13 protein-coding genes and 1 riboswitch are annotated in these 12,707 nt (G+C 46.7%); of the genes, 12 read left to right on the top strand and 1 reads right to left on the bottom strand.

Translation table 11 applies throughout. The features are described 5' to 3' along the window. Positions 1-7: 7 nt before the first annotated feature. The 3 genes from spoIIAA to sigF are packed head-to-tail and all read left to right on the top strand — an operon-like array spanning position 8 to position 1,583. Complete coding sequence (gene spoIIAA, locus MKY85_RS19380) at positions 8-361, top strand: anti-sigma F factor antagonist (protein ID WP_017687636.1); 354 nt, start codon at positions 8-10, stop codon at positions 359-361. Continuing rightward, complete coding sequence (spoIIAB, locus tag MKY85_RS19375) at positions 358-813, top strand: anti-sigma F factor (protein WP_036672324.1); 456 nt, start codon at positions 358-360, stop codon at positions 811-813. Before spoIIAA ends, spoIIAB begins: the two co-directional genes overlap by 4 nt. Positions 814-827: 14 nt before the next feature. Continuing rightward, on the top strand, positions 828-1,583 hold the full coding sequence (gene sigF, locus MKY85_RS19370) for an RNA polymerase sporulation sigma factor SigF (RefSeq protein ID WP_036607856.1): 756 nt from the start codon (positions 828-830) through the stop codon (positions 1,581-1,583). 123 nt (positions 1,584-1,706) lie between these two features. On the opposite strand, the gene MKY85_RS19365 is transcribed toward sigF, so the two are convergent. Further along, the gene (locus MKY85_RS19365; RefSeq protein WP_339235394.1) at positions 1,707-2,084 is read right to left on the bottom strand and encodes a hypothetical protein; all 378 of its coding nucleotides are present in this window, start codon (positions 2,082-2,084) and stop codon (positions 1,707-1,709) included. A 500-nt stretch (positions 2,085-2,584) separates the two neighbouring features. On the opposite strand from MKY85_RS19365, the gene MKY85_RS19360 reads away from it, so the two are divergent. The 9 genes from MKY85_RS19360 to MKY85_RS19320 all read left to right on the top strand — a co-directional run bounded on the left by MKY85_RS19360 (position 2,585) and on the right by MKY85_RS19320 (position 12,682). Continuing rightward, positions 2,585-3,241 carry a stage V sporulation protein AA gene (locus MKY85_RS19360; RefSeq protein WP_339235392.1) on the top strand — a complete coding sequence of 219 codons (657 nt, stop codon included), beginning with the start codon at positions 2,585-2,587 and terminating at the stop codon, positions 3,239-3,241. Next, complete coding sequence (locus tag MKY85_RS19355; protein WP_339235389.1) at positions 3,222-3,650, top strand: stage V sporulation protein AB; 429 nt, start codon at positions 3,222-3,224, stop codon at positions 3,648-3,650. The genes MKY85_RS19360 and MKY85_RS19355 overlap by 20 nt, the downstream gene beginning before the upstream one ends. A 24-nt stretch (positions 3,651-3,674) precedes the next feature. Beyond that, a complete protein-coding gene (locus MKY85_RS19350) occupies positions 3,675-5,342 on the top strand; it encodes a spore germination protein (protein ID WP_339235387.1) in 1,668 nt (555 codons plus the stop codon). A gap of 104 nt (positions 5,343-5,446) precedes the next feature. Continuing rightward, positions 5,447-6,778 carry a diaminopimelate decarboxylase gene (gene lysA, locus MKY85_RS19345; RefSeq protein WP_145148860.1) on the top strand — a complete coding sequence of 444 codons (1,332 nt, stop codon included), beginning with the start codon at positions 5,447-5,449 and terminating at the stop codon, positions 6,776-6,778. 247 nt (positions 6,779-7,025) lie between these two features. Then, positions 7,026-7,457, top strand: a complete 432-nt coding sequence (locus MKY85_RS19340; protein ID WP_253438709.1) for a peptidylprolyl isomerase — start codon at positions 7,026-7,028, stop codon at positions 7,455-7,457. 183 nt (positions 7,458-7,640) lie between these two features. Beyond that, complete coding sequence (locus tag MKY85_RS19335) at positions 7,641-8,945, top strand: hypothetical protein (protein ID WP_342573427.1); 1,305 nt, start codon at positions 7,641-7,643, stop codon at positions 8,943-8,945. A 188-nt stretch (positions 8,946-9,133) separates the two neighbouring features. Next, positions 9,134-9,300: riboswitch (FMN riboswitch) on the top strand. A 319-nt stretch (positions 9,301-9,619) separates the two neighbouring features. Next, positions 9,620-10,723 carry a bifunctional diaminohydroxyphosphoribosylaminopyrimidine deaminase/5-amino-6-(5-phosphoribosylamino)uracil reductase RibD gene (gene ribD, locus MKY85_RS19330; RefSeq protein WP_339235382.1) on the top strand — a complete coding sequence of 368 codons (1,104 nt, stop codon included), beginning with the start codon at positions 9,620-9,622 and terminating at the stop codon, positions 10,721-10,723. A 26-nt stretch (positions 10,724-10,749) separates the two neighbouring features. Continuing rightward, a complete protein-coding gene (ribE, locus tag MKY85_RS19325) occupies positions 10,750-11,418 on the top strand; it encodes a riboflavin synthase (protein ID WP_150364570.1) in 669 nt (222 codons plus the stop codon). Between the two features lie 31 nt (positions 11,419-11,449). Then, entirely contained in the window at positions 11,450-12,682 is a 1,233-nt protein-coding gene (locus MKY85_RS19320; protein WP_339256167.1) for a bifunctional 3,4-dihydroxy-2-butanone-4-phosphate synthase/GTP cyclohydrolase II, read from the top strand. Positions 12,683-12,707: the final 25 nt, after the last annotated feature.

The following is a 12,707-nucleotide window of genomic DNA, read 5'->3' as shown; positions in this document are numbered from 1 at the left end:
GGCAAACGTGAACTTGCATGTGGAAATGGAACACCATCGCGGGATTCTGATTGTACGATTATCCGGGGAGCTGGATCACCATACAGCTGACATGGTACGGATGCAAATGGATGAAGCCATCCAGCGGAGACAAAGCGAGCATCTGGTACTCAGCCTGAAAGATCTGCAATTTATGGATAGTTCGGGCCTGGGTGTCATTTTGGGAAGATACAAGCTCATTAAGAACAAAGGCGGCAAGATGGTGGTCTGTGACGTCAATTCGCCGGTGTACCGTTTGCTGGAAATGTCGGGTCTGTTCAAGATAATGCCGATATACGAAAATGAGGGAACTGCTCTCTCAGGTCTGGAGGTCGTCTCATGAATGAAGGAACAGGGACAAATTTCATGAATCTGCAATTCGCGGCCAAGTCAGAGAATGAATCGTTTGCACGGGTAACCGTTGCTGCATTTATCTCCCAGCTTGATCCAACAATGGACGAGCTCAGTGACCTGAAGACGGTCATTTCGGAAGCCGTGACCAACAGCATCATCCATGGATACAACAACAACTCTGAAGGTGTTGTCTCTATCCAGGCCGAGATTCGGGAAGACATGATCACGATTATTGTGGAAGACCGCGGTGAAGGTATCGAAGATCTTGAACTGGCCAAGCAGCCGTTATATACGTCCAAACCCGAACTTGAGCGGTCGGGCATGGGCTTCACCATTATGGAAAACTTTATGGATGAATTCGAAGTCAGCAGTGAGCCCGGCAGAGGCACCTCCATCAAGATGAAAAAAAGGATTGAATCCAAGAAAGCATTGTATAATTAGGGGTTGGTGTTCTTATGGATGCTGAAGTGAAACCATCTTCACAGACCTATTTGGACGATGCCGAGGTCAAACGGCTGATTGCGCTCAGTCAGTCGGGTGACCATGTTTCGCGGGATACGCTGGTGAACTGCAACATCAGACTCGTCTGGTCCGTCGTACAGCGTTTTATGAACAGGGGATATGATCCGGAAGATCTGTTCCAGATTGGTTGTATCGGTCTGCTCAAGTCAGTAGACAAATTTGATCTCAGTTATGACGTGAAGTTCTCAACCTACGCGGTACCGATGATCATCGGAGAAATCCAGCGATTCCTGCGGGATGACGGTACCCTAAAGGTCAGTCGTTCACTGAAAGAGATGGCGAATAAAGTCCGCAAAAAAAGGGACGAACTGTCCAAACATCTGGATCGTTTACCAACGATTAAGGAAGTTGCCGCAGAGCTGGGGGTAACCCCCGAGGAAGTCGTATTTGCCCAGGAAGCGAACAAACCACCGACCTCCATCCATGAGACGGTATTTGAGAATGACGGTGATCCCATTACATTAATGGATCAGATTGCTGACGAGTCTCAGGAACGTTGGTTTGACAAACTGGCGCTGAACGAAGCCATCGGTGGTCTCAGCGAACGGGAGCGGTTAATCGTCTATCTCCGGTATTACCGGGATCAGACACAGTCCGAGGTTGCCAGCAGGCTGGGCATATCTCAGGTGCAGGTATCCCGTTTGGAGAAAAAAATACTGCAATCCATCCGCGACCAGATCGCGCAGTGATTCGGGGATTGCGACAACATTATTGGTGCTTATGCACCAATATACGACAACTAACAACCTTCTATCGCGCATTATGGCGAGGGAGGTTATTTGTTGTTAGGCTGTGCATCCAATGGATTATGATTATCCTTCAGCTAATGATTGGTAGATTATTAGTTTTTCATTTTCCTTAACAATCACCTGATCTATCGATTTTTCATTTTTGAATTGATAAATTTCTGTACCCACGGGAAGTTGCGTAGACATCAAATCCTTAAATTTTTCCTCTTCTATATATCTGTATTTAATTGTCCCTAACTTTTCACCGAATTGGTCGATATTTTTGATTTCCTCTTTTCTTACATACACTCGATCTTTGAGTAAAAAGAGATCTGCAGTTGGATCAGTTTGAATCATTTCATTTGCTAAAATATCGCTAGTACTCGTCATCTGGTCTGCGTCAATTTTTTCACCACATCCTGCAATAATAGCTATCATAAAAACCAGTATGATATACTTCATGAATTTTCCTCCTTAAAAATAGTTACTTAGCAATCTATCACTACCATTAGCGTCATTGTATTGAACAAAATAACCGCAAAGCTCCTCTTTCAATTCCTCCATGCACCTCCCCAGCATATTTATTTCAACCATTTGGAAACGGGAGGACGATGGGCAGCGGAGGGATGGGATCGGTCAAAAGGAGCGAAGCGTGAGGGCTTGCCTAATGATACACAAGCAACGCAGGCGGCAGATTAGACCTGAAGAAGCGAAGCGTTCGCCTTTGTCTCCAAATTTCTAACACTTAGAAATCAATCAGAAGAATTTGGAGACAACAGCGATCAGAAGGTTGGTCTGCCGTCGGAGTGTCTGCGTGTATCCTACCCCGAGCAACAGCGATCAATGACCGATCTATCCCGCAGCGCCCGCACCCACCTCCCGATCTTTTTCCAACCCGTTTGTAATAAATTTGCACATTCTTCAAATACTAACCTAAATTACGCAGCAAAGGAGTGTTATGGATGTCTCAGACGCCCACTCCAATGGTCTACGTTCGACTGCGCAGCCGCATTCGCATCCAGAGGGGCAGGGCAGTCAAGCTTGGAGACATTGCACATGTACTGACCACTTCTGAAAATCAGGAGAGCAGGCTACTGGAGCTTGAACTTTTGCGTCCTGGACCGGAGGATGGCAATCTGATCCTCATTGATATATTACAGATTATTCCCCGAATTCGGCACATCTTGCCGGAGGTCAGTGTTGAACTGATGGGATCAGGTCATACGTTGGTTGAAGTCATCGCGGGAAATGGTCAACCTTCCAAGTCCCTGTTCATTTTGGTGTGGTTACTTCTTTTCTTCGGATCAGCCTTAACCATAATGAATTTTCATGCCGATGTGAACATGCAGGAAGTTCAGATTCGAATTGTGGAGATGCTCACTGGACATCGGGACGAACATCCCTACCTGTTCCAAGTGGCATATTCGATTGGCATTGGATTCGGAATGGCAGTATTTTTTAATCACTTGTTCAAGAAAAAGTGGAATGAGGAGCCTACCCCGCTGGAAGTGGAGATGTTCCTATACCAGCAAAATGTAGATCAATATGTGGTCATCGAGGAAAGCGAACGGATGCATGAGCAGGAACGCAGGGAGATGAATGCGGATGAGCGTTCTTAATGGAGCAATCAGCATTGTATTGGGTATTGCGGGAGGAATTGCCGTAGGAAGCGGCGTAATTGCGCTTATTCTGGTGCTCGATATGATTCCCAGGTTGGCTCAACTTACGCAAACGTATGACAAGACTCACTGGTACGAAGGGGCGCTAATCGGTGGTTCACTGCTCGGAACGGTGGCGGACTTCTGGCATTGGAAAATGCATGGGGTGCTGCTGCTTAGCCCGATCGTAGGGTTGTTCTGTGGCGTGTTCATCGGTCTGCTCGCCGCAGCACTCACCGAGGTGCTTAATGTACTGCCCGTGCTAGCTAAACGATTAGGCATGAAACCTTATTTGTTTGGATTACTGCTCGCCATGATTTTGGGTAAAATGACAGGTTCCCTGTTTGATTTCTTTATATATCAACGGTAACTCGTGGCCATAGGAGGATGGAAGATGGATGAACGAACGGAGCACACAGGCCAGGAACATAGTGAAGGTATAACGGAAGAGATGCTGCACAAGTCTGCATATGAGATTCAGAAGGAAGAAGAGGAGAAAGCGTACAATAAGAAAAAACAAAATGAGATGTCCGACAGTATTGAGGAATCCGTACAGTATTGGCAGGAAAATGATGATATTTCCCCTCGGATGAGTGAAAACAAAAATACGCTCAAGCAAGTTCTCGGACTTGGGGAATCTTTTGATGTGGATATGAGAGAGATGGTGCTGGGTGGCAAACATGTGGGATTGCTTCTTTTGACGGGTTTCGCCAAGGATGAGATCCTACTGGAAGTATTAAAAAGGTTAACCTATCTCACGCCTGATCAGGTATCTGAGCACGCACTAAAATCTTATTTCGATTGTTACATTCCCCATATACAGGTGGAAAAAGTCGAGAAGATGAGTGCGGTCATTAACAAGGTTCTTACAGGTATGAGTGCATTGTTCGTTGAAGGGGATCGCTCGGTCCTAGTAATGGATACCCGGAGTTACCCGGTTCGTTCACCAGAAGAACCTTCATTGGAAAGGGTAGTCCGAGGTTCCAGAGATGGCTTTACGGAAACCCTCCTGACTAACGTAACCTTGGTGCGCCGCAGAATACGCGACCCTGGACTTAAGTTTGAGATCATGCAGGTGGGGCGGAGAACACAAACCGATGTCTGCGTGGTATACATTGACGATATTGTGGATAAAGTGCAGGTGGACTCAGTCCGTGAGAAAATTCAGCGGGTGGATATCGATGGTATTCCCGCCGCAGATAAACAGCTGGAGGAAGCGATTATCAACAAGGGATGGAACCCATTCCCGCTCGTTCGATATTCGGAGCGGCCGGATGTAACAGCATCCCATCTGCTGGAGGGCAGAGTCGTCATTTTCGTTGATACTTCTCCCAGTGTAATGATTTTGCCAACGACGTTCTTCGACCTGTGTGAACATGCAGAGGAAAATAGACAGACGGCATTGATGGGGACGTATTTACGATGGGTTCGTTTTGCAGGGATTCTCATATCGCTGTTTTTGCTGCCCCTATGGCTTCTCATGGTAATAGAACCTTCGCTCAAACCGATGGGGCTGGACTTCATTGGTCCACAGGAAAATGTGAAGTTGCCTCTGATTTTGCAGTTTCTTCTCATAGAGCTTGGTGTCGATCTATTGCGGATGGCTGCAGTTCATACGCCTACACCTCTGGCATCGGCCATGGGTTTAATCGCGGCCATTCTTGTTGGAGATATTGCTGTGAAAACGGGATACTTTGTTAATGAGGTTGTACTCTATATGGCCATTGCAGCCATTGGAATGTTTGCCACACCAAGTTACGAGTTGGGACTTGCCAACAGGTTAGTCAGACTGTTTTTACTCATAGCAGTAGCGATATTCAAAGTTCCGGGATTGGTTGTTGGCTGTACATTGCTCATATTGGCACTCACCGTTCACCGGTCATATAATTCTTCGTATCTATGGCCTTTTATACCGTTTAATGCAAAGGCCTTGGGCAACTTTTTATTCCGGCTGCCTTTACTGGAAAATAAAAAACGTCCATCATTCAACAAAACCCGTGACAACACCAAAATGTCCGATGATCCGGACGGTGAACTGCGAAAAAGTAAAAAACACAAATGATCTTCCGAAAAATCCATTCATCTCGCCGCCTAATTTGATATACTGGTGTAAAATCATTGGAATAGCAACTGTTCCAGTATACAAAAAAGTGAGGAATGCAGATTATGTATTTACATGGTACAAGTAAAATAAATGCGCAAGGGCATCTGGAGATTGGCGGAGTGGATGCAACAGATCTGAAAGAACAATTTGGAACTCCCCTGTATGTTGTGGACGAGCAATTGGTTCGCGAGCGTTGCAGAGAGTACATGGAAGCATTCCGCGCTTCCGGCTTGGGTTTCCAGGTTGCATACGCAAGTAAAGCATTCTGTGTAATGGCGATGTGTGCACTTGCAGCTGAAGAAGGACTTTCCCTGGATGTTGTATCTGATGGTGAACTGTTCACTGCACTGCAAGCAGGATTCCCGGCTGAGCGCATTCATTTCCACGGTAACAACAAAACGCTGGAAGAGATCGAAATGGCTCTTGATGCAGAGATTGGATGCTTTGTTGTTGATAACTTCAATGAATTGCATCTGTTGCAGGCTGTAGCTGCGGACAAAAATCGTAAAGTAAACATTTTGCTTCGTGTGACGCCTGGTGTTGAGGCCCATACGCATGAATATATTTCCACTGGTCAAACGGATTCCAAGTTTGGATTCGATATCGGCAATGGTACAGCATTTGAAGCGATTGAACTGGCTTCCAAGCAGTCTAACCTGGTATTGCTCGGTGTGCATTCCCACATCGGTTCCCAGATCTTCGAAGTTGAAGGCTTCCAGATGGCTGTTCAACGTGTTGCTGAATTTGCAGCAAGCGTATATGAACGTCTTAACGTTGCTTTCAAAGTGGTTAACCTTGGTGGTGGATTCGGAATCCGTTATATCGACGGAGATACACCGCTTGAAGTTGCGCAATACGTGAAGGCTATTACAGACGCAGTTAAAAATCATTTTGCCCAAATTGGCTATGCCGTACCTGAGATCTGGGTTGAACCAGGCCGTAGCATCGTGGGTGAAGCAGGAACAACGCTGTATACCGTTGGAACAAGCAAAGACATTCCGGGCGTGCGTAAATACGTTGCTGTTGACGGTGGTATGACCGATAACCCTCGTCCTGCTTTGTATGAATCCAAGTACGAAGCTGTTCTTGCTAACCGTGCGAATGAGGCTGCTCAGGAAACGGTATCCGTTGCGGGTAAATGTTGTGAGAGTGGCGATATGCTGATCTGGGATCTGGACCTGCCAAAAGTGGAAAGTGGTGATCTGCTCGCTGTAGCTTGCACAGGTGCGTATAACTACTCCATGGCGAGCAACTACAACCGGATTCGTCGCCCAGCTGTTGTGTTTGTCAAAGACGGTCAAGGAGATGTCGTGGTACGCCGTGAGACGTATCAGGATATCATCCAGAATGACCTGGTACCAGCGCGTATTGGCAAACAACCAGTAACTCGCTAATTCGTCAAAGATAATGCGTTTCTGCATGATTCAGGATATAGGGATTCTATAGTTGAAGCAGATGAAAAGGGAACTTCCTTTTTCGTCTGCTTTTTACGTATTCGGACTAAATTGTGAAAAAAGTTGCCGTTTTTTTTGCGATCCAGTCATTTTCGGTGTACACTAAGAAAAGTGCTGTAATGCTTGACCCAGGGTCATGCGTTTTGGCACCATTAACGATGGTCAATACGAAAGGAGTCATTTACATATGGCGAAACAAGCGAAAATTAAATTGGCAAACGGCGGAGAAGTTCTGATCGATCTGTTCGATCAAGAAGCTCCCAACACAGTAGCAAACTTTGAGAAACTGGCTAACTCCGGTTTCTACAATGGTCTTACATTCCACCGCGTTATCCCGGGCTTCGTAGCTCAAGGCGGATGCCCTAACGGTACTGGTGCAGGTGGCCCAGGTTACACAATCAACTGTGAAATCAACCCGAACAAACATGAGCGTGGAACACTGGCTATGGCACATGCTGGCCGTAACACAGGTGGAAGCCAGTTCTACATCTGCTACCAACCACAACCACATTTGGATGGACAACATACTGTATTTGGTAAAGTAACCAAAGGTATGGAGTTCGTGGACGCTTTGGAAGGTAAAGACAAAATGGAGACTGTTGAAGTTGTAGAAGCTTAATAAGCTTTGTAACGTTGACTTACTTGATTTAAACTCGGAGTGCTTCTTTTTATAGAAGCACTTTTTTTATTTTCATCATGAAATAGTGCAAAATGAGCATAATGGATCTGGCGAAAGTTCTGGCATGGGGTTATTCTGTCGTTAGACGAAGCGACAAGGGAGGATGAAGAACCTTTGAATACAGTGGATCAATTACGTTTGTTAAAACAAGTCTATAGCGGACCCACACGATGGGACGAGGAACTACAGGCATCCCGACATGATGTTTCTCAGAGTATATCCACACCGGATTTAGAAGCGCTTGAGACAGCGGGGCATGAACCGAACCGGTTTGTACGTCCGGGGCATGATGAAACGATCGCTGAGCTGAAACAACTTGCAAATCAATGGACGATAAATGAAGCAGCACAGGCCTTTGTCGCATCGATGTGGTCAGCACCCATGATCTGGCGCTCGCTGATTACGGGCAAGCTTATTGCAAGCGGTATGCCAAGCCATGAACACACGCCATATCCATCTTCGAGTACTTGTCAGATCTGCGGATTAAGCGTAGATCAAGCAACCGACTCGACGTTACAATGGTATTGGCGCATGACCAATGGAACACCTTTGGATGGTGATCCCTTTGGACAAGTACTGGCACTCCGAGAGCTAGCTGCCGCGCAGGAGCTTCCAATACCTAATGATTACGACCGCTGGACACTCTGTGCGGTGTTAACAGTGCTGCGCCAATTACCTCCAAAAACACGCTACAGCAAAGCAGCAATAGCACTCAAGAAGGAACGTCTTTTGCCTACACAAAAGGAATATGCTTATCGGGACTTGCTTGAGACATTAGCTCTGATTGGCATACTGGATACGCCGGAACATCCCGGAATGATCACAGAATACACGACTTACATACAGCGTGACGCGCGCCCCAATGTGCGGGTTGAGGTACAGGCTCCTCTGGCGTGGTGGGACTCATCTATCGGAATCAATGAGAACAACCTGAACAAGATATTCCATGATTTTGATCTGAGTAGCATATCTCTTGCGGATAAACCTGAAGAGAGTCCACCTGTAAAGGAAACGATCCTGGGAGCATTGGAGAAGATGAGAAGTGTTCGAGGGAAAGTGCCAAAGAAATCTCCTGATGCAGGCACAGGGGAGGCAGAAGCTGGAGATGTGTATGCTGTTCGGGTCCGGGAAGGTGTATGGGTGACGGTATACTGTCATGAAGTCAGAGACAAACGCGTTATCGTTGAATATCTCGATGGTGTCTTTCCTGACATGCCGGGAAAAACCGATTTGCAGAGAACGTTTCGACCGAGAACGACTGGACGCTGGCAATGCTCGGCTATCGCGATCGATTCCACAAGTTGGGTCAGAAGAGTTGCGAGAGGTATTCCGCTTCCCAGTTCGCCGCTGCCAGAACCTGACCGCTTGCCATTTCACAATGCCAAAGATTTGAAGCATATGGTGCGTTGGTGTTTTCCTGATATGTAGAATGCTGTGATGGAACTGAGAAGGATGTAAACTAAAATCTATAATCTAAAAACTTAAAATCGTGTCTCTTAGTGAGATGCGGTTTTTTTGCTGTATCTTAGCTTATTAAAAGTTAGTATGTGACAAAAAGGAACAAAAAACAATTGATTTTTTGGCATTAAAGTGCTAACATCCAATTAATAACGAAAGCAATCCTTCAGGGCAGGGTGCAATTCCCTACCGGCGGTGATGCAGGGAGTGTAAGGACACATGTCCAGCACTTGATGCAAAGTCCGTGACCTGTCTGCCTGTGGCAGATGGCTGATCTGGTGTAATTCCAGAACCGACAGTATAGTCTGGATGGGAGAAGGAGAGGTGCAGACCTAACAGGTTTGCATTCAGCAGGAGTTGGCTGTACAGTCACGATGTGTTTGTCTTGCACTGTGCAGGGAAGATCCGGTTAGGCCGGACAGTTCCATACATATGCCACACGATAAAGCTCTTTACCTGTAATTGATGTTCATTAAGGTATGTGTCTATTTTCACTTGTCCGAAATGAAGTTTTGGGCAAAGTGTTGGCGTGCTGTATCCATTTGACTCCTGTTGTTGACATTTGTCTCTCATCATCCCCATCGAACGGTTGTTCGACGGGGATTTTTTAATAAACAAGACTTTAAACCGCGGGGTGAACGGATTTGGAAATGATCAATGATGAATTTTATATGGCACTGGCACTAGATATGGCGGAACGAGCACAGGGACAGACGGGAATTAATCCGGTTGTTGGATGTGTGGTTGTGAAAGAGGGGCGTATTGTAGGCCTTGGGAGCCATCTGAAACGTGGAACCGGTCATGCGGAGGTACATGCACTGAACATGGCGGGCAGCGATGCAGAAGGCAGTACGGTATACGTTACACTTGAGCCCTGCAGTCATTATGGCAAGACGCCACCTTGCAGTGAACGCCTGATTCATGAAAAGGTAAAACGTGTTGTGGTATGTTGTGAAGATCCAAATCCGCAAGTATCCGGCAGAGGCATAAGCATGCTTCGTCAACAAGGCATTGAAGTTGAAGTTGGCGTACTGCGTGAGCGTGGAAGACGCATGAATGAAAAATTCATTAAATTTATTACAACAGGCCTTCCTTTCGTGACACTGAAAACGGCTACGACTTTGGATGGGAAAATTGCCACTCGCAGCGGAGACAGTAAGTGGATCTCCAACGAGTCCGCTCGTGAGATTGTGCATGCCCTTCGTCATCGTCACCAAGGCATTATGGTTGGTGTCGACACGGTGATCGCAGATAATCCGGAGCTTACAACCCGCTTGCAAGTGGAAGGCATCAGCCCGGTACGAATCGTGGTGGATTCCAAGTTGCGTCTTCCAGTAGGTTCCAAAATGGTTAAGGATGGTCTTGCTCCAACATGGGTATTGACAACAGACGAAGCCAGTCCTGAAGCTGCTGAACGTTTGGAAGCCTACGGTGTTGAAATTATCCGCTGTGGTCCTGGACCACGTGTGGATCTGTTAAACGGACTTAGCAAGTTGGGTGAGCGTGAGATTGGTTCGATTTTGCTTGAAGGCGGAGGCACTCTGAATGGAGCGATGCTGGAGGCACGGTTGGTCGATCGACTGCTCATGTTTATCGCTCCTAAGATTGTAGGCGGTTATGATACACCTGGCAGTTTCCGCTTCGAGGGTGTGGAACGTATGAACCAGGCAATTCAATTGAATCAGTTGGAGATCGAACAAGTTGGAGATAATATCAGCATTGGCGGTATTCCGGTGTGGCCTGAATAAATAAATTAAACAAGGGAGGCGGCAGCATGTTTACCGGTTTGGTGGAAGAAGTTGGTCAGATCCGGCGTATTGGTCGGAAAGGCGAAGCGATGGTCCTGAATATCGGAGCTTCCGCCATCATGGACGATCTCAAGATAGGTGATAGTGTAGCAGTGAACGGAGTATGTTTAACTGCGACAACGTTGGAAGGTGGCGGCTTTACCGCCGATGTCATGCCTGAAACGTATCGCCATACCAATCTCAGTCAGCTGCAATCCGGCAGTAAAGTTAATCTGGAGCGGGCCATGCAATCCGGTGGCCGTTTTGGAGGACATATCGTTCAAGGCCATGTCGATGGTACTGGAGTGATTGGCAGTATAACACGTGATCAGAATGCGATTGTGTTTGAGATCAAGCCGGATGATCACCAGTTGTTCAAATACCTGATCCCCAAAGGATCGGTTACACTGGATGGCATTAGCTTGACCGTTGTCCATACATCGGATACCGCATTCACGGTTTCCATTATCCCGCATACCATTGGTGAAACTGTACTAAATGTGAAAAAGACAGGGGATACCATTAATATCGAATGCGATATTTTGGGCAAATATGTGGATCATCTGCTCCAGTATGGGAGAGGACATCGAGAGACGGGTGCTGGCAAGCCGCGCAGTATCAGTGAAGATTTTCTCGCCAATCACGGATTTGCATAAATAGAGAAAGAAATAAACTGGAGGTGGGACAATGTCAGAACAATCCATTTTGGACACGATAGAAGCAGCCATATATGATCTCATGCGTGGCAAACCCGTCATTGTTGTGGATGATGAAGATCGGGAGAATGAAGGCGATTTTATCGCTTTGGCTGAAAAGGCGACACCTGAAGTCATTAATTTCATGATTACTGAAGGTAGAGGTCTGGTCTGTGTTCCGATTACACAACAACGTGCGGATGAACTTAACTTGAAACCAATGGTTCAACAAAATACGGATTTCCACGGAACTGCCTTCACGGTCTCTGTGGACCACAAAGATACCACAACCGGTATCTCGGCACATGAACGCTCTATTACCGTGAAAGGTCTGATCGATCCTGAGGCGAAAGCCGGGGACTTCCGTAAGCCTGGTCACATGTTCCCGCTGATTGCAAAAGACGGCGGTGTACTTCGTCGTGCGGGCCACACAGAAGCGGCAGTAGATTTGGCCATTATGTGTGGTTCGTATCCCGCAGGCGTTATCTGTGAAGTGATTAAGGAAGATGGCACAATGGCCAGACTTCCGGATCTGCAGGAGATTGCCCGCAAACATGATCTGAAGCTGATCAGTATTCAGGACATGATTCGTTACCGTAATGAAAAAGAACAGCTGGTTCAACGTGAAGTGGCTGTACGTATGCCAACAGACTTTGGCGAGTTTCAAGCAGTGGCCTATACAAATGCTGTAGACAACAAGGAACATGTGGCTCTGGTTAAAGGTGAGATTGATGGTTCCAAACCTGTACTTGTACGGGTACACTCTGAATGTCTGACAGGCGATGTATTCCATTCCCATCGTTGTGACTGTGGTCCTCAGTTTGATGCGGCACTCAAACAGATCAATGAAGAAGGCAACGGCGTACTGCTTTATATGAGACAGGAAGGTCGAGGCATTGGACTCATCAACAAACTCAAAGCTTACAAGCTGCAAGAGGAAGGTCTGGATACGGTGGATGCAAACCTGAAGCTGGGATTTGCTGCCGACTTGCGTGATTATGGAATTGGCGCCCAAATTCTGAAAGACCTTGGGGTTCGTCAGATCAGACTGCTAACCAATAATCCTCGTAAAATTAAAGGTCTTGAAGGATATGGACTTGAAGTCGTAGAGCGTGTTGCGATCGAAATGAAAGAGAACGAGGACAATACGGTGTATCTTCATACGAAGCAAGCCAAGCTGGGGCATATGCTCAAGTTTGATGATATCGAGCAGAACGAACAGTAAATGCGTTTTAGATGAACAACGTTCA

Origin of the sequence: Paenibacillus sp. FSL R5-0749 (genome assembly GCF_038595085.1) — a bacterium.
Lineage (GTDB): Bacteria > Bacillota > Bacilli > Paenibacillales > Paenibacillaceae > Paenibacillus.
The sequence above is the reverse complement of the archived record's forward strand: the minus strand, read 5'-3'. Positions and strand labels throughout refer to the sequence as shown.

What these genes read in the sequence shown, in the direction of transcription:
- spoIIAB (WP_036672324.1), top strand. Translation starts at nt 358, where the DNA reads ATGAATGAAGGAACAGGGACAAATTTCATGAATCTGCAATTCGCGGCC.
- MKY85_RS19320 (WP_339256167.1), top strand. Translation starts at nt 11,450, where the DNA reads ATGTCAGAACAATCCATTTTGGACACGATAGAAGCAGCCATATATGAT.
- ribE (WP_150364570.1), top strand. Translation starts at nt 10,750, where the DNA reads ATGTTTACCGGTTTGGTGGAAGAAGTTGGTCAGATCCGGCGTATTGGT.
- lysA (WP_145148860.1), top strand. Translation starts at nt 5,447, where the DNA reads ATGTATTTACATGGTACAAGTAAAATAAATGCGCAAGGGCATCTGGAG.
- MKY85_RS19360 (WP_339235392.1), top strand. Translation starts at nt 2,585, where the DNA reads ATGTCTCAGACGCCCACTCCAATGGTCTACGTTCGACTGCGCAGCCGC.
- MKY85_RS19340 (WP_253438709.1), top strand. Translation starts at nt 7,026, where the DNA reads ATGGCGAAACAAGCGAAAATTAAATTGGCAAACGGCGGAGAAGTTCTG.
- MKY85_RS19350 (WP_339235387.1), top strand. Translation starts at nt 3,675, where the DNA reads ATGGATGAACGAACGGAGCACACAGGCCAGGAACATAGTGAAGGTATA.
- MKY85_RS19365 (WP_339235394.1), bottom strand. Translation starts at nt 2,084, where the DNA reads ATGAAGTATATCATACTGGTTTTTATGATAGCTATTATTGCAGGATGT.
- sigF (WP_036607856.1), top strand. Translation starts at nt 828, where the DNA reads ATGGATGCTGAAGTGAAACCATCTTCACAGACCTATTTGGACGATGCC.
- MKY85_RS19355 (WP_339235389.1), top strand. Translation starts at nt 3,222, where the DNA reads ATGCGGATGAGCGTTCTTAATGGAGCAATCAGCATTGTATTGGGTATT.